General features: G+C 44.9%; 18 protein-coding genes. 9 read left to right on the top strand and 9 right to left on the bottom strand.

All coding sequences use genetic code 11. From position 1 onward, the window contains the following. The first annotated feature begins 21 nt into the window (after positions 1 to 21). Positions 22 to 780 carry an SDR family oxidoreductase gene (locus EIZ48_RS06295; protein ID WP_160649370.1) on the top strand — a complete coding sequence of 253 codons (759 nt, stop codon included), beginning with the start codon at positions 22 to 24 and terminating at the stop codon, positions 778 to 780. A gap of 120 nt (positions 781 to 900) precedes the next feature. On the opposite strand, the gene EIZ48_RS06290 is transcribed toward EIZ48_RS06295, so the two are convergent. The 3 genes from EIZ48_RS06290 to EIZ48_RS06280 all read right to left on the bottom strand — a co-directional run bounded on the left by EIZ48_RS06290 (position 901) and on the right by EIZ48_RS06280 (position 2,625). Beyond that, positions 901 to 1,008 (bottom strand): 3-ketoacyl-ACP reductase, encoded by a 108-nt coding sequence (locus EIZ48_RS06290; RefSeq protein WP_160649368.1) that lies wholly within the window; start codon positions 1,006 to 1,008, stop codon positions 901 to 903. A gap of 124 nt (positions 1,009 to 1,132) precedes the next feature. Next, positions 1,133 to 1,648: an NUDIX hydrolase gene (locus EIZ48_RS06285; protein ID WP_160649367.1), complete on the bottom strand. Its 516-nt coding sequence runs from the start codon at positions 1,646 to 1,648 to the stop codon at positions 1,133 to 1,135. Positions 1,649 to 1,689: 41 nt separating this feature from the next. Continuing rightward, entirely contained in the window at positions 1,690 to 2,625 is a 936-nt protein-coding gene (locus tag EIZ48_RS06280) for an alpha/beta fold hydrolase (RefSeq protein ID WP_240152887.1), read from the bottom strand. A gap of 248 nt (positions 2,626 to 2,873) precedes the next feature. Here EIZ48_RS06280 and galE point away from each other — a divergent pair, with 248 nt between their 5' ends. Further along, a complete protein-coding gene (gene galE, locus EIZ48_RS06275; protein ID WP_160649365.1) occupies positions 2,874 to 3,890 on the top strand; it encodes a UDP-glucose 4-epimerase GalE in 1,017 nt (338 codons plus the stop codon). 69 nt (positions 3,891 to 3,959) lie between these two features. Here the strand turns inward: galE and EIZ48_RS06270 are convergent, their stop codons facing one another. Further along, positions 3,960 to 4,571: a DUF2238 domain-containing protein gene (locus tag EIZ48_RS06270; RefSeq protein ID WP_160649363.1), complete on the bottom strand. Its 612-nt coding sequence runs from the start codon at positions 4,569 to 4,571 to the stop codon at positions 3,960 to 3,962. A 234-nt stretch (positions 4,572 to 4,805) separates the two neighbouring features. On the opposite strand from EIZ48_RS06270, the gene EIZ48_RS06265 reads away from it, so the two are divergent. Both EIZ48_RS06265 and EIZ48_RS06260 read left to right on the top strand, forming a co-directional pair. Continuing rightward, positions 4,806 to 5,117, top strand: coding sequence for a hypothetical protein (locus tag EIZ48_RS06265; RefSeq protein WP_160649361.1), 312 nt, complete (start codon positions 4,806 to 4,808; stop codon positions 5,115 to 5,117). Positions 5,118 to 5,292: 175 nt separating this feature from the next. After that, on the top strand, positions 5,293 to 6,630 hold the full coding sequence (locus EIZ48_RS06260) for a DEAD/DEAH box helicase (RefSeq protein WP_160649360.1): 1,338 nt from the start codon (positions 5,293 to 5,295) through the stop codon (positions 6,628 to 6,630). A gap of 89 nt (positions 6,631 to 6,719) precedes the next feature. On the opposite strand, the gene EIZ48_RS06255 is transcribed toward EIZ48_RS06260, so the two are convergent. The 3 genes from EIZ48_RS06255 to pdhA are packed head-to-tail and all read right to left on the bottom strand — an operon-like array spanning position 6,720 to position 9,953. Beyond that, complete coding sequence (locus tag EIZ48_RS06255) at positions 6,720 to 7,892, bottom strand: dihydrolipoamide acetyltransferase family protein (protein ID WP_160649358.1); 1,173 nt, start codon at positions 7,890 to 7,892, stop codon at positions 6,720 to 6,722. Beyond that, positions 7,889 to 8,872, bottom strand: a complete 984-nt coding sequence (locus EIZ48_RS06250; RefSeq protein ID WP_160649356.1) for a transketolase C-terminal domain-containing protein — start codon at positions 8,870 to 8,872, stop codon at positions 7,889 to 7,891. The genes EIZ48_RS06255 and EIZ48_RS06250 overlap by 4 nt, the downstream gene beginning before the upstream one ends. Further along, the gene (gene pdhA / locus EIZ48_RS06245; RefSeq protein ID WP_160649353.1) at positions 8,865 to 9,953 is read right to left on the bottom strand and encodes a pyruvate dehydrogenase (acetyl-transferring) E1 component subunit alpha; all 1,089 of its coding nucleotides are present in this window, start codon (positions 9,951 to 9,953) and stop codon (positions 8,865 to 8,867) included. The genes EIZ48_RS06250 and pdhA overlap by 8 nt, the downstream gene beginning before the upstream one ends. 423 nt (positions 9,954 to 10,376) lie before the next feature. On the opposite strand from pdhA, the gene EIZ48_RS06240 reads away from it, so the two are divergent. The 4 genes from EIZ48_RS06240 to EIZ48_RS06225 all read left to right on the top strand — a co-directional run bounded on the left by EIZ48_RS06240 (position 10,377) and on the right by EIZ48_RS06225 (position 14,908). Beyond that, complete coding sequence (locus EIZ48_RS06240) at positions 10,377 to 10,838, top strand: hypothetical protein (RefSeq protein WP_160649352.1); 462 nt, start codon at positions 10,377 to 10,379, stop codon at positions 10,836 to 10,838. Between the two features lie 93 nt (positions 10,839 to 10,931). After that, on the top strand, positions 10,932 to 11,366 hold the full coding sequence (gene trxC, locus EIZ48_RS06235; protein WP_160649350.1) for a thioredoxin TrxC: 435 nt from the start codon (positions 10,932 to 10,934) through the stop codon (positions 11,364 to 11,366). Positions 11,367 to 11,504: 138 nt separating this feature from the next. Continuing rightward, positions 11,505 to 12,419, top strand: a complete 915-nt coding sequence (locus tag EIZ48_RS06230; RefSeq protein WP_160649348.1) for a cation diffusion facilitator family transporter — start codon at positions 11,505 to 11,507, stop codon at positions 12,417 to 12,419. Positions 12,420 to 13,387: 968 nt separating this feature from the next. Then, on the top strand, positions 13,388 to 14,908 hold the full coding sequence (locus tag EIZ48_RS06225) for an EAL domain-containing protein (protein ID WP_500690605.1): 1,521 nt from the start codon (positions 13,388 to 13,390) through the stop codon (positions 14,906 to 14,908). 38 nt (positions 14,909 to 14,946) lie between these two features. Here EIZ48_RS06225 and nagZ read toward each other — a convergent pair whose 3' ends face one another. Then, positions 14,947 to 15,951 carry a beta-N-acetylhexosaminidase gene (nagZ, locus tag EIZ48_RS06220; protein ID WP_160649344.1) on the bottom strand — a complete coding sequence of 335 codons (1,005 nt, stop codon included), beginning with the start codon at positions 15,949 to 15,951 and terminating at the stop codon, positions 14,947 to 14,949. A 355-nt stretch (positions 15,952 to 16,306) separates the two neighbouring features. On the opposite strand from nagZ, the gene EIZ48_RS06215 reads away from it, so the two are divergent. Then, entirely contained in the window at positions 16,307 to 16,792 is a 486-nt protein-coding gene (locus EIZ48_RS06215) for a DUF1097 domain-containing protein (protein WP_160649343.1), read from the top strand. Between the two features lie 57 nt (positions 16,793 to 16,849). Here the strand turns inward: EIZ48_RS06215 and EIZ48_RS06210 are convergent, their stop codons facing one another. Beyond that, positions 16,850 to 17,788, bottom strand: coding sequence for a precorrin-2 dehydrogenase/sirohydrochlorin ferrochelatase family protein (locus tag EIZ48_RS06210; protein WP_160649340.1), 939 nt, complete (start codon positions 17,786 to 17,788; stop codon positions 16,850 to 16,852). Positions 17,789 to 18,001: the final 213 nt, after the last annotated feature.

Genomic DNA, 18,001 nt, shown 5'->3' with positions numbered 1-18,001 from the left:
TCTATTCGGGGAGGCAGACATATGGATTTGAAGCAGAGTGTCATTGCAATTACAGGGGCCGGGCAGGGGCTTGGTCAAATGATGGCGGTTACTTTGGCACAGGCTGGTGCGGAACTGGCTCTTATTGATGTCAATGAAGATGGCTTGAAGCAAACCCAGTCGCAGTGCCAGATGCTCAGTACCAAAGCGTTGATATATACAGCCGATGTCACCAGCGAGAAGGATGTTGAAGATGTTTTCTCGAGTGTGATTGATGATTTTGGTCAGCTAAACGGGTTGGTCAATAACGCCGGGCTGTTACGCGATGGCTTACTGGTTAAGCAAAAAGAAGGTGAGATCAACAAGATGTCACTGGAGCAATTCAAGACTGTGATGGATGTGAATGTGATGGGGACTTTCTTGTGTGGCCGAGAGGCTGCGTTACAGATGGTTGATTCCGGTAGCCAAGGAGCAATCATTAACATCTCAAGTGTCTCCCGAGCCGGTAATATCGGTCAGACTAATTATTCGGCCTCAAAAGCCGCCGTCGCAACCATGGCAGTGTGCTGGGCGAAAGAGCTTGGAAGGTATGGTATTCGTGCAGCAGCGGTTGCTCCCGGGATTGTGCAGACGGCAATGGCAGATCAGCTAAAGCCGGAGGCCATCGAGCGACTGAAGAAAATGGTCCCGGTTGGCAGGATGGGAGAAGCCAGTGAGATTGCGCACGCTGTGAAATTCATTCTGGAAAACGATTATTACACTGGTCGGGTACTTGAAGTTGATGGCGGTATGCGAATGTAGTCAATTCCTAAGTAGACCTTAGGCGCGATGTATCACGGTAACGCCTGACACAATGTCCAGGCGTTACCGTTTGTTAAAGAGCTTGCCTGTTAGCTTGATGGCTGTGTGGCGTTGACTGTATTAATTGCCGTAAAACATGACAAACAGCGCCATACCGCCGCCAGCAACAAACATGAGCATAGCCAGCAATGCCGCAGCCTTATTTAGCATCGAAAAAAGTTTGTCCATCAGAGTCGTCCTCGTTAGTTGACGGGCAAGATGCCATAACTGGCACCCTAATTCGAGTGTTTGTGTTACCAGAAGATACCGAATTAGTAACAAAGTATTCCATACGCCTTATGTGCTGGCTCGTTTAGAGTAATTTCAACAAACGTGCTTTGAAGAACGCAGACAGGGTTTTGGCATCTTGTATTTCGCCGCTCGTCACATTCATTTCGAAGTCATCAACGGTGAGGGTAATGACTTCAATGATTTCATCATCATCCAACTCGCCACTACAAGCTGAAAGTTCTTTTGCGAAGAAGAGATATTGGACTTCATCACAGAAGCCGGGGACAGGTAGTAACTCACCAAGGTCTTGCCAATGCTCTGCTTTAAGCTGAACTTCTTCGGCCAGTTCCCGTTTTGCACAGGAAAGGATATCTTCCTGACTTTCGAGAGTCCCAGCCGGAAACTCCAGAATCCATTTTTGAATTGCCGGCCGGTACTGGCGAACCATAACAAGCTCGCCGTTATTTGTTAACGGTACAATCACCACAGCTCCGGGGTGCTTAACTGTTGTAAAGTCAATCTGTCGGCCATCTGGTAAGCTGTGTGTCGCCTGTTCAACAGAGAAACATTTCCATTGGCATAAGGTTTTAGTCTTCATAATGCTCATCTTGATAGTTTAGGATCCCACTGCGACTTGATTTAGGATAAGAATGATTTCAACAATTTAGTTACTAGTTCTGGTTGCTCGTTAGTAACACCGTGACCGGTATTGGGGATCACAACCAGCGATGAACTCATGTACTCACTGAGTTTAATTCCGTTATCAAGGGGGAAAATCTGGTCACTGTCGCCCCAAATTAACATGCTCTGTGGCAGTTGATTGGCTGGATATTTGCTGATCCGTTCTCTGTCGCTAACTAGGCTCTGGATTAGTTGTTTCTTTTCGGAACGCCATGGTGCGAAATAGCTTAGGTAAATCTGGTCGGCAACAAAGTCTGGCATACGTTTTTTATCAACAAATACATAGTCAAACAAACGGCGAACTTCATTGCTATTTTGCGGTACAAACAAGTCCTCCGGTTTCTCGACATTTGCACGCATACAGAGCTGACTTAAATCATCATCATTGAAAAGAGGCCCGGGGCTGGCGATGATGACTGATTTATCAATTCTCTCTGGTGACAGCATCATATTGTAAGTAACAAAGCCACCATAGGAGATACCAGCAACATTGATTTTTTCAATGTTCAACGAATCAATGATCTGCCATACGGCATCGGTCTGGGTAGTGAGGTTAGGTGTGCCGTTACTGTGCGAGTCGCCGAACCAAGCAAGATCAGGCGCAATCACCATGTAGTCTTTATTCAGTTCTAACATCTCTTTTTTCCAGGTTGAAATTGCCGTGCCTCCAAAACCGTGGAGCAGCAGTAAAGGCTTTCCAGTGCCTCCTACCCAGTATCTCATCTTGCCACCGTCGGCAAGGGTGAGAGTGTTTTCGGTGTAGCCTGCTTCTTGAAGGCTGAGTTTGTCTTGCTCTGCTTTCCAGCCAACAATCTCACAGCCTGTTAAGGCAAATAGCAGGATACAAAGCATGCCAAATTGGCGAATAGCGGTGAAGTCAGTCAATCTAATCATCAATAAATGCCAGGCAGATAAAACTTAATTTTACATTGTATTATTGTACATGTCTTCTCTAAGTTATCGCCTATGGTATCTAGAGGCTCACATACTAGAGGCCGGGATGGTGTTGGTGATTTGTCTTCAATATCAGAGCTATAGATATGTAATTGTTGATACGCAGATGGTTGTTATGTTTGAAAAATGTACTATAGCTAAATAGGAGTAGCTAACTTAATTAATGTGAATTTTCACAGGGAGACACCATGCGTGTTTTAGTAACTGGCGGTATGGGCTATATAGGTAGCCACACCTGTGTGCAAATGATTGAAGCCGGTATGACGCCAATTATCGTTGATAACTTATATAACAGTAAGAAAACGGTGTTAGCCAGAATAGAGAAGCTAACTGGGGTCCAGCCTGCATTTTATGAAGGTGATATTCGAGATCGTGGCTTCTTGGACAGCGTGCTGGCACAGGAAAAAGTGGAATCTGTGATTCATTTTGCCGGCTTGAAAGCGGTTGGTGAGTCTGTTGAAAAGCCGCTGGAATACTATGATAACAATGTTCATGGCACCCTGGTTCTTGTTGAGGCAATGAGATCGGCTGGTGTAAATAGTTTGGTTTTCAGTTCTTCGGCAACGGTTTATGGTGATCCGGCAACAGTGCCAATTACTGAAGATTTCCCGACGAGCGCAACTAACCCGTATGGGCGTAGTAAGCTGATGGTAGAAGAGTGCCTGGCTGACATTCAAAAAGCCCATCCGGAAATGAGTGTCACCTTGTTGCGCTATTTTAATCCTGTTGGTTCCCATCAATCTGGTGAAATGGGCGAAGACCCGCAAGGTATTCCAAATAACCTGATGCCGTTTATCGCTCAGGTTGCGGTGGGTCGCCGTGAGTATTTATCCGTGTTCGGGAATGATTATCCGACAGTTGATGGAACCGGTGTGCGAGACTACATTCATGTTCTTGACCTTGCTGACGGACATTTGGCTGCGCTGAATCATAGGGGCAAAAAAGCTGGTCTGCATATCTATAACTTAGGTACAGGCAATGGGCTTAGTGTTTTGCAGATGATTGATGCTTTTTCGAAGACGGCTGGGGTAGACGTTGCCTATCAAGTAGCACCTCGCAGGGCGGGTGATATCGCTGAATGTTGGGCCGATCCGAGTAAAGCGAAGACTGAGCTTCACTGGGAGGCAAGCCGGACAATTGAGGATATGACAGCAGATCTCTGGCGCTGGCAATCTAATAATCCAACAGGTTATCCTGACGCGTAATTTGATACTCGACATTTATTTAATTCGAGTGACAAAGGCCACTGAAAATATTCAGCGGCCTTTGCATCATTAGGCGTTTGTGTGGGTTTGGTAGGGCTTGTTTAAGTAGAAAAAAACCAGGCTTGTGACAGCGCCAAAGGTATCGGCGAGCATATCTTGCTGAGCATCCCAGATATCGCCTTGTGAACCTAAAAATTCGATGCCAGCTTCTCCACCTGCCAGTACAGCGTACCACCACTCGATGATCTCGTAACCGGCAGCAATAGCCATTATTGCGCATAGGCCAAATAATCCGGCAAGAAACGGAGAACAGTGGCCTTTGCGTGAGAGATATTCAGCTATCGGGTAGGCGTAGAATCCAATAGAGAAATGGGCAAAGCGATCGAAGTGGTTTCGCTCGGAGCCGATCAGTTCGCTAAACCACTCAAAAGGTACATTGGCGAAAGTATAATGCGCGCCAACGGTGTGCAATATCAGCCAGCAAGACATAAACAGGTATGCTGCGTTTGAGAACCTGAAGTGTTTGTAGGTAATCAGTAATGGTAAGAAAATTAGAATGATCGGAACAATTTCTGCGATCCATACTTCAGGAAAAGCCGGATTAATTCCAGACCATATGATTGTCGAGCTTATGACAATGGCAAGGATTAATGGCAATGTCTTGTCTTTGTTTACTGTCATTGTGGGTAAACCCTTATCCGGATAGAGGTAACTGTAAAATATAATACACTGTTTTATTTCTTGTAGAAACACCAGTGTGTGATTAATGAGATATTGATAGATTAGTCCCGTCAAATTTCATAATACGTTAACCAAGTACTATGCTGGTGGAGTTGAAGGCGATAGTATTTATATTCAAGCACCTGAGTTCGTTTTGGTATAAGTGCTTACGGACGTGTTTTACAAGGAGAAGATATGCACACAGTGGCGTTAGATGAAGGTGTAACAGCATTACACCAGCAGCGGTTGATTGCAGGCTTCACGAAATACCTTGAGCAATTTCCAGATTATCATGCATATGGAGAAGAAAGTGTGGGCTTTATCCACATGCGAAATAACTCTCCGTTGTGTTTTTACAATTCATCATCAGGTTATGCAGCGCTTATCGATTGTCCAGTTGCCCGCCTTCAGTTTGAAGAATTTCTCCAGCGTCCGGATATTGATGAGTATGTTGCTTTATCATTTGTAGGCACCCGTTACGAGCAGCAATATCCAAGGAAGTCTTAGTATCAGTATCCCGTTCTTGAATAACAAAAAATACAGCGTTTTAAGTAGATGTCAGCATCAATAATTGTGATATAATCCTCGGCTAACATTTTCTACCTTAGTGTGAGTTGGCTCACGTAAGGTAGAGCTGTAATAATTATCTGCTCATCACTGAGCATTTTACCGGAGCACCATTTTGCATTTTAAAGACCTTGGATTAGACCAGCGCCTACTTAAGAAACTGAATCACCTGGCGTTCAATAAACCAACTGAAATTCAACAAACGGCTATTCCTGTTGGCATCCTGGGTAAGGATGTATTGGCTTCGTCGAAGACGGGCTCCGGTAAAACACTGGCTTTCTTGCTTCCGGCTATGCAGCGTATGTACCGCAGCAAGCCTTTCACAAGACGCGATCCGCGCGTCCTGGTACTGACTCCGACTCGTGAGCTTGCCAAGCAGGTATTTGCTCAATTACGTACTTTGAATGCGGGTACACCCTATGATGGTACGCTGATTGTAGGCGGTGAGAACTTCAACGATCAGGTGAAAGCTCTTCGTAATGACCCAATGTTCGTGATCGCGACTCCCGGCCGATTGGCTGACCACCTTGAGCATCGCAGTACTCATCTTGATGGGCTCGAAATGCTGATCCTTGATGAAGCAGATCGTATGCTCGACCTGGGTTTTGAAGCACAGCTACGTCGAATTCATGAAGCTGCCAGCCATCGTCGCCGTCAAACTTTGATGTTCTCGGCTACGCTGGATCACGCTGATGTTATTGATATTGCCTCGGATATGCTGAATGCTCCGAAGCGCATTTCTATTGGTCACTCAGCTGAAGAGCACACAGATATTACTCAACGCTTTATCTTGTGCGATCATTTAGATCACAAGCAGGCGTTGCTTGATAAAGTGCTGGAAACAGAAGACTACAACCAGGTGATTATTTTTACCGCAACGCGTGCGGATACAGATCGCCTGACCAAAGAGCTGAATGAGCGTAAGATGAAAGCTGTCGCATTGAGCGGTAACCTGAATCAGACTCAGCGAAACAGCATCATGAGCCAGTTTGAGCGTGACTGCCATAAAATCCTTGTGACAACAGATGTTGCTTCTCGCGGCCTCGATATCGACAAAGTATCCCATGTGATTAACTTTGATATGCCAAAGCATGCCGAGGAATATGTTCACCGTATTGGCCGTACTGGCCGTGCGGGTAACAAAGGTGATGCGATTTCGCTGGTCGGCCCGAAAGACTGGAAGAGCTTTAAGAACGTCGAAGCTTTCCTCAAGCAAGAAATCAGCTTCAGTACCATTGAAGGCCTGGAAGGTAAATTTAAAGGCTTGAAACCGGCACCGAAGAAAAAGTTTGTTAAGAAGAAACCTACCAGCAAGAAACCTGTTGCGAAGAAAACAGATTCAGCCAAACCGAAGAAGAAAATGGATAAACGCTTCTACGACAATATGGCAGTGGGTGATAACGTATTCGTTCCTAAAAAGAAAAAGCCGGTTGATCCAGCGAAGGAAGATTGATAGCCCTCTGTACTGTTATAACGGTTAGTCAAAAAGTGCCAGCTTTCGAGCTGGCACTTTTGTTATTGGAGAAACTGTCATCGATCTGGTTAACTGCTCCCTTGCTGTAAATGGTTGACAAGGATCTTCATAAATCGTGCAGCTTCGCCACCGGTACATGCCCGGTGATCGAAGGTCATTGAAAGCGGCATTATCTTTATTGATACGGGCTTATTATCACGCAGGATGAGTTTTTCGATAATACGGCCGGCCCCGACGATAGCTACTTGAGGAGGGGAAACAACAGGAGTGGCAAAAATACCGGCGATCGCCCCGAAATTAGTCAATGTGATAGTGGCATGCTGAAGCTGTTCACGGCCAATCTTTCTTTCCTTAATACCTGTTACGGTTCTATCGACCCATTGCCGGATCCCACGCGCGCTGTATTCATCTGCATTGCGGAGAACGGGGACATATAGGCCATGGGGGCTATCAACGGCGATTCCGATGTTCACGGTACTGTGAACACAGCGAGTCATGGTTTCGGCATCAAACCAAGCATTGAGAGCGGGTTCCTGATGGCAGGCTTCTATGATTGCCAAGACCAGGCGGCTGGTGATGTCTTCACCTGGACTCCAATTTTCAAGCATGGCCTCTTCAGTGATAGTCACGGAAGCAACGTTGTGGTGTGATTCTGCCATGGTACGTACCATGGTTCTGCGGGCTCCCTTTAGCACCTCTGTACCAGGGAGCAACTTGTCACAGGCATTGTAGACATCGGTGTCGAGAATAACGCCGCTAGGTCCGCTGCCGGTAACGTCATTCAAATCAACCCCCAACTTTTTAGCCAGTAAGCGTGCTGACGGCATGGCGGTTAGGCTATCAGCTGGCTTGATTGGCTGGTGTTGACCGACCCAAAATTCATCGACATTTACATCATGATCATGGTTGGATACTGTACCTACAACGGTTGCGGCATCATTTGCTGAAACATTTTTCTGCTTGGTTTCTGTTTGATTCGTTTTCTTTTGTTTGGGAGCTGTGGTGGATGATTCTTCTATTTCCAGTAACAGGCTACCTATACTGACGACATCTCCAGGATTACCGAACCGTTTAATGATTGTTCCGCTATATGGGGCTGGTACCTCCACGGTTGCTTTGGCTGTTTCAACTGTCAGAACAACCTGATCAAGCTCAACGGTGTCGCCTATCTCGACATGCCACTCAATGATTTCTGACTCAGCGAGGCCTTCCCCTAGATCTGGCAAGGTAAATGACTTCATTTCCATCCCTCCGTAAGCTCTTTCGCTGCTCTGATGATGTCTTCTTCCTGAACCATGAAGTACTCTTCGTTGCGGTAATAGGGCATCACAGTATCCATACCCGTAATACGTCTGGGTGGCGCTTTAAGCAAACACATAGCATGTTCGGCGGTTCTGGCAAGTATTTCGGCTCCAACTCCACAGGTCTGGGAAGCTTCATGGACAACCAGTAAGCGGCCGGTTTTTTCTAAGGATGAATAGATGGTTGCCATATCTAGTGGTTTGATTGAGGCGACATCGATAACTTCCACTTCGATACCCTGATGTGACAGCTCTGTGGCAGCCTGAAGTGATTCAACCACGCAGGCTCCCCATGTGACCAAAGTTATGTCCCGTCCTTTTCTTAGGGTGAAGCAAGTGTCCAGAGGCAATGCCTTGCCATCGTCAGTAACCTCGGATTTTACAGTTCGGTATATTCGTTTAGGCTCAAAGAACATCACAGGATCATTGCTTCTAATGGAAGCCAGCAATAACCCATAGGCGCGTTGAGGTGATGATGGAATAACGACCTTTAACCCCGGAATATGGGCAAATAAGGCTTCAACACTCTCAGAGTGATGCTCAGGTGCATGAATACCACCGCCAAATGGCGCCCTGAAAACGGCAGGGCAGGTGAGCCGTCCCCTGGTACGATTTCGCATACGGGCAGCATGGCAAACGAGATGTTCCATGGCTGGAAAAACAAAGCCCTGGAACTGGAACTCGGCGACTGGACGCAATCCCTGGCTGGCCATACCGACAGCAACACCGCCAATCAGGGCCTCGGCCAACGGAGAATCAATAACGCGCTTGCAACCAAATTTCTCTTTTAACCCGACAGTTGCCCGGAAAACGCCACCGTTGTCACCGACATCTTCGCCTAATACGATGACATTGGAGTCTTCGGTCATCTCGTGGTGAAGGGCAAGATTGACCGACTCTAGTAGTGATAATTCAGCCACGATCACCTCCCTGCATTCGCATAGCTTTGTTGATAATCAAGTCACGTTGCTTATGAAGATCGCTATCTAAAGACTCATAGAGGAAGTCAAAAGCAGATTCTGGTGGCTGAGGCGTTAATGACTGGTATTTCTCAACCGCTTTTTCGACCAGTTCCCGGCAGTGTTCCTGCCAATGCTTGTCATCTGCTTCAGACCACCAGTTCTGGCTTATCAGGAATTTTTTCAAACGAATGATGGGTTCAAACTCCCAGGCTTGCTGCAATTCGTCTTCGTTACGGTAGCGGCTGGCATCATCCGCGGTTGTATGATCGCTCAGTCGATAGCTAATTGCCTCTATGAGCGTCGCGCCTTTGCCTTTTCGGGCTTTATCCAGACTGGTAATGACAGCGTCGTACATAGCGACAATATCGTTACCGTCCACCGATAGTCCTTCAAGACCGGCGCCTTTGGCTTTGTCCGAGAGGAATTCGGCACCACATTGAATTGCTCTTGGGACGGATATTGCCCACTGGTTGTTGTTGATCACAAAGACTAACGGAATGTTCCAGGCCCCGGCACAGTTTAATGATTCGAGGAAGTCACCTTTGGAAGTGGCGCCGTCACCACAAGTCACCAGTGCCGCCTGATGATTGCCTTGGATTTTTAATGCTGCAGCAACACCGACTGCATGAGTACACTGGGTGGCAATCGGGACACAAAATGGTAGATCACGACAATGACTGTCGTCGGGTGAAAAATCGCTGCCTCGTTCGTCACCGCCCCAGTATTGGAGGTTTTTCTCCATACCGATCCCACGGGCCCACATAGCAGGCATGTCACGATAGTATGGAATAAACACATCTTCAGCTTTCAGTGCCCGACCGATGGCAATGCCGATGGCCTCGGAGCCCAAATGTGAAGGGTAGGTACCGAGTTTACCGGTACGTTGTAGCGCAATTGCTTTGTTATCATAGATGCGGGTTAGTACCATATCGCAGTAAAACCCTTTCAACGTAGATTGATCGGCCCACGCGGGAAGTTGATCGACGAGGTTACCATGCTGATCAATGAAGCGATGCATTGGTAAGGCCTGAACATTCATCTCAAGCTCCTTCTGTTGCTGCCTCGGAAGAGGCGGACAGCAAATCAAAAAATGGCTATACCGACAAATGGGTGTTGCGCTGCTTTACCTAAAAATGGCTTATCTCAAGATAAGTCTTGGTATAACCAGATAAATATAAGTGTAAGCAAAATGTTAAAATACCGCCTCCATCAATGAGTTATTAGTCAGTAAAGAATACAATACAGACTAAAATGTCGTTTTTTCGTAATTGCGTTTCCTGAAGTTAGAAAAAAATATGGGTGTTTGGTTCTGGCGTGGTATTTCATCTTGTTTGTGTTTCGCTTGTACAGGCCAGATAGTCTCAGTGTTGAGACTATCTGGGGATCCGCCGTTTGCTTCGAGAGAATTCGCTCATAATTAGGTGTGGACTTTGATGCTGTTCTTGACTCCTTGTGGTGCGCTATGAAGTTATACAGTAGTTTATTTTTTACATTCTTTGTTTCCGCCTGTACGTCGCAGGAAGCAGTGACAGATGTGGCCGGACAGAAAACAACCTACATACAAGGGGAGTGCTATGACTCCTCAACCTATAGCCTGACTGAAACATTTGATGAGTTCATCGATGAGCGACAGCAAGAACTGAAAATCTTGCGCCCGGAACTCACCTCGGAAAACTATGAACAGTTGGATTATGCTCTGAGGCATTTTACAACTTACTGGACGCAACTCAGGCAGGAGCGAGATCAGGCTTGTGAAGAGCATGCGACCTGTGAATTTATCAGGCTGAAAAACTATGACTCTCAGGCTTACAACCGAGAATTCTGTGACGGCACAGACTTCGAGTACAATGTTAGTCGTGCCAAAATGATTCATTTTTTCAATGATATCGAACGGTTGCAGCTACAGCGTTCAGCTCAGCAGTAATGAATTCACTGAATATATACAGATGATCCTATGATTGGGGATCTGGTATCCTTGTGCACATTAAGTATGTGCTGTAAGTCGTCCGGAAGCCCCATGAAGTTAATCAGTGTTTTATGTCCTCATTGTCAAAAGTCGGTGTCTATTTCTCCCCAGTCCTTGTCGAATACGGTCCAGTGTGAACATTGCAATAAACCCGTATTAGATGGCAAACCGATAGAGGCAGATGTCGGTAACTTTGATATGTTAATCAAAGGCCCTAAGCCTGTTGTTGTGACTTTTTGGGGAGCAAATTGCTCGCCTTGCAACTCTTTCAAGCCGATATTTGAAAAGGTGGCCTCTGAGAAGAAAAAGCAGCTTCGCTTCTTGCGTGTAAATGTCCAACGAAATAAAGCACTGGCGAGCAGGTATCGTATACGTGGTGTTCCAACCTTAATGGTTTTCAAAAAAGGCAAACAGCAATCCGTGTTGAACACCGCCTTGCGTAAAAAAGAGTTTGTCGATTGGCTTAACGACACATTAAATTCATAACCTCGGGTAATGATTTAGCAGCCGTCAGATGACTGGTTATTGCAGTATGTTCAGTAAAAATATATTTCTTTTCATTGGTTTATAATTAGTGCTAAGGTGAATGTAGCAACTTTCAATTATGTGAATAAGGAGGATTGTATGGCTATTTGCCGTAAAATCAGTAAAGAACGTTTGGCATTGAAACTATCCCTGGCCGGAACTGTCGTATTGGCTGGCTTGGGGATTGGCTATGGGTTGTATGTCGGATCCAATGCCATTTTACTTGACGGCATGTTTTCGTTCCTCAGCATGGGTATGACAGGCTTGAGCCTTTATACCGCCTACCTGGTTTCAAAGCCTGATGACAAGCAGTTTCAGTTCGGTTACGCGCACATCGAACCTCTTATCAATGTCGTCAATGGCTTGCTCATCCTTATAACTTGCTTATTTGCATTTCTCAGTGGTGTGCAAACCATTGTCAAAGGTGGACATGATATAGTTCTGGAACATGCAATTGTTTATGCGATCATTTCCACCGTGTGTTGTTTTGCCATTTATTGCATTGAAACGTATATCGCGCGCAGTGTGGAGTCCGAACTGGTACGCGTTGACTCCCAGGAATGGCTAGTTGATGGCATTCTGAGTGCCGCAATATTGGTTGGCTTTATTATTGTGGTCTTATTGGATCAGTTAGGTTATTCACGCTGGAATGCTTATGTTGACCCAATCTTAGTCTCGACACTGGCTATTGCTGCCTCAGTACTTCCGATTAAAGTATTGCGACGTAACCTCCGTGAGGTGCTGCTTGTTGCGCCTCAAGATAATGTACAACGGCAAGTTGATCGGGTGATTGCGAGGTTGTCGCGACAGTATCGTTTTGCTGATTACACCCATCACTTTGCCAAAACAGGGCGTCAGTACGATCTTGAAGTAAACATTCTAGTTACAGACGATGCCTATTGGACAACTACTCGGCAAGATTATATCCGACAGTTACTTTGGGATGAGTTAGCCGATGAGCTAGGTGATACCTGGCTTTCTGTTACCTTTACTGGTCAGAAGCGTTGGTTATAACAAACACAGAAGAACGCCCCCAGTCGTTCTTTTGCTATTAGTTTTTCTAATTTTGAAATCTAATAAATCTCAGCAGTAAAGTGCTGGCGATCTTGTCCAATTGAGCGCAAAATATACGGGCTACAAATAAGAAACCGAATATTTATAAGGAATAGCGATTTAGATTGCTATTCTGGCTGCTGTATAGATTAGCTTATTGATTATGGGTTAATAAATTAATCTACGATATAATGCCTGTTTGATGGATATGATTATTCATCACATTTTTGTAACTAGCTAGTGCAAATTAAACGTAAATAAGGTATCTTATTTTTAGTCTAAAAATTGCTTTTGCCAAGAGGCAATCTTTAGACCGTAGTTTAACCCTTTTTTTGGTGTCTTTATTCTCGGATTGAGCACCATGGCTTAAATCAAAGGTTTACAGGTTATTATGGAAACTCTGCTAGTCATTGCCTTCATATTCGGCGCTGCATTCATTATCGTAAAAGAGAAAAAATGCACGAAGGGTATAGACTATTCACGAGACTCGCTATAAAACTCGGGCGCCATATGGCGCTTTTGTTTTATTTATCTATTCAATGTGAATAGTAATTACTATTGTTTGACTATTCCTGTCTAAGCAACCTCCTGTTGTTTTTTCTTTAGAACCTCATTTCCTCTGCATTCAATTTTGATCAAGGCCAGGTTTAATCTTGATCTTGTAATACATTTTTTTCGTTTTTTACCAAGTCGTGATCTCAGTCGTAGAGATGAAAATGTAATGCTTGAGAATCATCTCATTAATGAATATTGTTGTATATTGTTGTAACTCAATATCGTTGTTTTTATTGTGACATATACTGTTGCAATCCATGGACGGCTACTAGGGAAAGGTTCTTTTTCAGGTTATGTTATTCGATAATCGAGCTCGGAATACAGAGGCGAGTGTATTCAAGCGTGGGGTTCTAAAAAAGCATAACTTATCATCTATTGCATTTGTTCTAGGCCTATCGTTTCTTTTTTCATTGCTAAGTGGCTTTTTTTCACAGCTTCAACTGTCATACATTATTAGTTCAGATTCAAAAGAGCTATTGAATACCTATTCAATGAAGGTGGAACGTTTCCCTGAAGTGCTCAGTTCGCTAAGCCGAAATTTTCAGTTTGATTGTGGCCCCCTTGATCAGCATCAGCTTCAGCACATTGCATATAACGATTATGTCATTCGGCGGATTACCATTAAAACGAAGAGTGGCGCACAGTGCTCTAGCTTTCAAGGCGCTGACACAGAATCAAGGTTGGTTCCTTTGCTCAACAACATGACGCCTGACGTTTCATTGTGGGTAGCATCAGAGTCGAGAAGCGAACAGAACCTTCTGGTAGCAGAATGGAAGGGTGAGAAGGGGAGATTATTGGTTCATATGGAGCCCCTTGTTTCGGAGACTCTAAGAAACAAGTACTGTGATGACTGTGTATTAAGCTCGATTTCTTCTATTGATAGTCCAACCGTGTCTTATTGGCGTGGAGACGCAGCATTACTTATTAATGAGCCGCTGTTTACCTCTGAATTTTCTGAAGGGCTCAGGATCAATACGTTTGTAAAGCAAGAGCTACTTACTCAGTATAAGGAAGAGCTATGGTTGCCATTGTTTTTGTTTGGCGGTGGGCTTGGGGCTATCTGTCTTTCCTTATATCGTATGTTTATCCGCAGAAAAATGTCTCTTCATTCACTGGTTGAACAGGGCTTGGCGAAGCAAGAGTTTGTTCCTTATTACCAACCCATTGTTGATGTATCCAGCAATTCTCTTTACGGCTGTGAAATGCTTGCTCGCTGGCAGCGACCAGGACAAGATGTTATTTCACCGATGGAGTTTATCCCTTACGTTGAGAAGAGCGGCCAGATCTTACCCATTACCGAGCAGCTTATAGAAAAGGCAATTTATGAGATCAGCAAACTGAATTGGCAGATGACGAAACAGGTTATCAGTATCAATGTGGTTCCTGATCAGCTAGAGAGTCTGGATGTGCTGGAAAAATCTCTCAAGCTGCTACAACACTCAGAGATAACGCCCGAACAAATTGCTTTTGAAGTCACTGAGCGAAAGCAGTTTACAGACTTAACCATGGCTTCAGATGTTATTGAGCAGCTGAGAATGCGGGGTATAGGTGTCAAACTTGATGATGCCGGGACCGGTTATGGCGGTTTTAGCTATATCCAGCAGCTTAATATCAGAAGCTTAAAAATTGATAAGATGTTTGTGGAAAATATTGGTACAGCTGATATCAAATTATCCTTGCTTGATTCGATAATCGCTTTTGGCAAGGAGGCTGGGATGGAGATGATAGCCGAAGGTGTCGAGACTGAAGAGCAATCAAAGTATCTTGCCGAGCAGGGGGTCTACTTACAGCAGGGGTACTTCTTTGGTAAGCCAATGATATTTCGTGATTTTGCGTACTTCTGTAAGAGTATGGCTTCTCAACCTCAGGAACAAAAGATGGCCTGTGTAGCTTGATAGCGGCGGGATTGTTCTTATCCCGCCGACGAGAAGAATTAAGATTGCTGTTCCCGCCAAGATTGAGCAAGCTTACTAATTGCTTGTTGATTCTCCTGCCACATCCTGGTTTTGACCAAATCTTTGTACTCACCAGTCGGTTTCTTACATAGTGCTTCCAAGCAAGCAACCTGTGTTTGGGGAAGGCCATCAAGTGCCTGAACAGCTCCGGCTCGGTTGTTACAGAGCATGACCATATCACAACCGGCTTGCTGGGCGGCAATGGCCCGCTCGCTATAGCTCCCAAGCACATCGGCCCCTTTCATATTCAGGTCATCTGAGAAAATAACCCCTTTGAAGTTGAGATCGTTACGCAACACGTTCTTTAACCAATATTCAGAACCGCTGGCAGGTTGGTTGTCGTAAGCATCAAAGACGACATGTGCTGGCATCATAGCATCGAGCAAGCCATCATTAATTAGCTGACTAAATACTGTCATATCATGCTGTTTAATGTTACTGCGTGGATCTACAGGTGTTTCGAGGTGTGAGTCTTCAATGACACCGCCATGACCAGGAAAGTGCTTGCCTGTTGTCGCCATACCGGCTTGTTTCATTCCAATAATGAATTGACTGGCATATTTTATAATTTGCTCGGGATCATCAGAAAAGGCACGATCTCCAATGGCTTTGCAATCGAAGCCGAGATCCAGCACCGGTGCCAGGCTTAAATCGATATCCATAGCCAGCAACTCGGCGGCCATGAGCCATCCGCCTTGTTTGGCAAGTTCAAGCCCGTTTTGCTGGCTTGCAAAAGCTTTGGCTGGCGGTAATAAGGTAAAGCCTTCACGGAATCGCTGTACTCTTCCACCTTCTTGGTCAACAGCGATAAGTAAAGGGCGGTTGGCTGTTTTTCGGATATCTTTGGTTAGCGCCCTGAGCTGCTGGCGGTCATGATAGTTTCGGGCAAAAAAGATAATTCCGCCAACGGTAGGGTGTTGAATGATTTCGCGTTCTTCAGCATCTAGCTCGTAGCCAGATACGTCAAGCATTAAAGGTCCCATGAAAACTCCGCAGAAAACAATGAACAGACTGAAAGCGAGGGTAGATACGTTACCACAGTCAATTCAAGACAAACATGACTAATAGACCGGATTCATAGTATTGGAGACATATCACTCTTGTGAAATTTTGTTTGTTTATGGTGGTAAACAGTGAGTTTACTCTTGGCTTGCTACTAACTAGTGTAAACAGAACTGAAAGCCATAAAGTGTTGATGAAATCGTTATTATAGTGATGCAGCTCTTATTTGTTGATTTTGGTGTATGTAAGTTTCATTCTTTGTGTGATCTTTGTCACTCAAATGCGATGGGAACTCAATTAGACTGTTTCCCTAAGCGTATTAATAAGAGATTTCACATGTCAGTTCTTGTCGCCATTGCTATCACAACGGGAATTCTTTCTGGTATCTGGGGATGGGTTGCCGTTTCGCTTGGCTTGCTAAGTTGGGCAGGGTTTTTAGGTTGTACAACGTACTTTGCCTCTCCGAAAGACGGGATTAAAGGCTTGGGTTTAAGTATTGCGACAAACCTTAGCGGCGTCTTCTGGGCTATGGTGATTATTCACCTATCAACTATGGTTGGCATTGAAATTATTGGCTACGTTGTAACCGCCGTTGTTGCGTTTCTGATGTGTGTACAAGCCAAGAAGTCTTGGCTGAGTTTTATTCCAGGAACGTTTATTGGTTCATGTGCGACGTTTGCAGCAAATGGTGACTGGCAGTTGGTGATCCCATCACTTATCGTTGGCGTACTGTTCGGTTATAGCATGAAAGCGTCTGGTGTATGGCTGCAGAAGAAGCTGAGCCAACCAGAAGAAGATTTTGCTGTCGCGGAACTTGATTAATCTATATCATTTAAAAAATGCCGCGCAATTGCGCGGCATTTTTGTATTCAAACTCGCTTAGCCTAAGCAAGGAATAAGCGAGCTGTTATATTCCCTACAGAGAGTGTCTAGACCGCATGGGGCTGCGTGTTTGGGAACCAGCATACAAACTCGTAAGTTCTTAGCCAATAGTTCGGCTACCTGCAGCCTAACACTTGATTCCTCGTACATTTCCCGTTCCGCATCACGCCGGCACAAATCAACGAATATGTCATTGTTTCCTTTGGGATATAGTACGTATTCTGCTTGTTGCATCAACCGTAATGCTTTTAGTGTTAGGAGTTCCGGATCGCCACCGGTTTCGATAACGTATAGGCTTCCTGATGGGCTATCAGGTTGATTTAGCAGGCGTTGGAATGCTTTCTCAAGTTGCTCATCTGATATGGCATTCTCAACTTCGGGCAGGCGGAAGTAACGCTCCCAGAACTTACGGCGCTCGTCGACCGTAGAGAAATGTTGCTTGATCCGCTGGCGCTGTTTGCCTGAGTAGCTTGCAAGCAGGCTAAGGTTTTGCGGGAGTTGGGTCTCCAGCTTTTCTCTGATAAAGCGAACCAGAACAGGAGAAGCTCCGCCGCTGGATACTGCAACTTGAATCGGGGTACGGTCAATCATTGATGGCGTTATAAAGTCGCAGTGGCCGGGATCATCGACGACATTGGTCCAAATGCGTCGCGCGTATGCATCCTTGAATATTTGATGGTTTAACGATGGTATATCGGTTGTTGCCCATACTTGATGAAATCCTGTTACATCATCGGATTCATATTCTTTTTCTATCCAGGTTAGCTGGCTGCTATCGGCAAGACCGGCAAGGTGAGGGTGTAGCTGAGGTGAGATCACTGTGATTGATGCATCTGCTCGCAACAAAAGATCGACTTTTCTACATGCAACTTCCCCTCCGCCAATAACCAGTACTTTCTTATTGCTAAGTTTTAAAAAAACAGGGAAAAAGTCCATATAGATAATATTCCTTGGTTTGGTGATTATTTGTAACGTTTTGTATTTAAATGGCAAATGACTTTTGAGTTATTGATGATCTAATCAAATAAAGTCTTGAAATATTTTGAAACACTTAAGCAGCAAAAAACCGTTACTATTTTTTATTGTTCAGCTTTCATTAAAGGCGCGATGTTAAGTTTATCAGACTACAAAAATATCTGAATAATTTAT

It is taken from the genome of Photobacterium alginatilyticum (assembly GCF_009910675.1).
Taxonomy (GTDB): Bacteria; Pseudomonadota; Gammaproteobacteria; order Enterobacterales; family Vibrionaceae; genus Photobacterium; species Photobacterium alginatilyticum.
This window is presented reverse-complemented; position numbering and strand designations above follow the sequence as displayed.

Excerpts from the sequence above, each read along its gene's own strand:
- EIZ48_RS06295 (WP_160649370.1), top strand. The coding sequence starts at position 22 with ATGGATTTGAAGCAGAGTGTCATTGCAATTACAGGGGCCGGGCAGGGG.
- EIZ48_RS06290 (WP_160649368.1), bottom strand. The coding sequence starts at position 1,008 with ATGGACAAACTTTTTTCGATGCTAAATAAGGCTGCGGCATTGCTGGCT.
- EIZ48_RS06285 (WP_160649367.1), bottom strand. The coding sequence starts at position 1,648 with ATGAAGACTAAAACCTTATGCCAATGGAAATGTTTCTCTGTTGAACAG.
- EIZ48_RS06280 (WP_240152887.1), bottom strand. The coding sequence starts at position 2,625 with ATGATTAGATTGACTGACTTCACCGCTATTCGCCAATTTGGCATGCTT.
- galE (WP_160649365.1), top strand. The coding sequence starts at position 2,874 with ATGCGTGTTTTAGTAACTGGCGGTATGGGCTATATAGGTAGCCACACC.
- EIZ48_RS06270 (WP_160649363.1), bottom strand. The coding sequence starts at position 4,571 with ATGACAGTAAACAAAGACAAGACATTGCCATTAATCCTTGCCATTGTC.
- EIZ48_RS06265 (WP_160649361.1), top strand. The coding sequence starts at position 4,806 with ATGCACACAGTGGCGTTAGATGAAGGTGTAACAGCATTACACCAGCAG.
- EIZ48_RS06255 (WP_160649358.1), bottom strand. The coding sequence starts at position 7,892 with ATGAAGTCATTTACCTTGCCAGATCTAGGGGAAGGCCTCGCTGAGTCA.
- pdhA (WP_160649353.1), bottom strand. The coding sequence starts at position 9,953 with ATGAATGTTCAGGCCTTACCAATGCATCGCTTCATTGATCAGCATGGT.
- EIZ48_RS06240 (WP_160649352.1), top strand. The coding sequence starts at position 10,377 with ATGAAGTTATACAGTAGTTTATTTTTTACATTCTTTGTTTCCGCCTGT.
- trxC (WP_160649350.1), top strand. The coding sequence starts at position 10,932 with ATGAAGTTAATCAGTGTTTTATGTCCTCATTGTCAAAAGTCGGTGTCT.
- EIZ48_RS06230 (WP_160649348.1), top strand. The coding sequence starts at position 11,505 with ATGGCTATTTGCCGTAAAATCAGTAAAGAACGTTTGGCATTGAAACTA.
- nagZ (WP_160649344.1), bottom strand. The coding sequence starts at position 15,951 with ATGGGACCTTTAATGCTTGACGTATCTGGCTACGAGCTAGATGCTGAA.
- EIZ48_RS06215 (WP_160649343.1), top strand. The coding sequence starts at position 16,307 with ATGTCAGTTCTTGTCGCCATTGCTATCACAACGGGAATTCTTTCTGGT.
- EIZ48_RS06210 (WP_160649340.1), bottom strand. The coding sequence starts at position 17,788 with ATGGACTTTTTCCCTGTTTTTTTAAAACTTAGCAATAAGAAAGTACTG.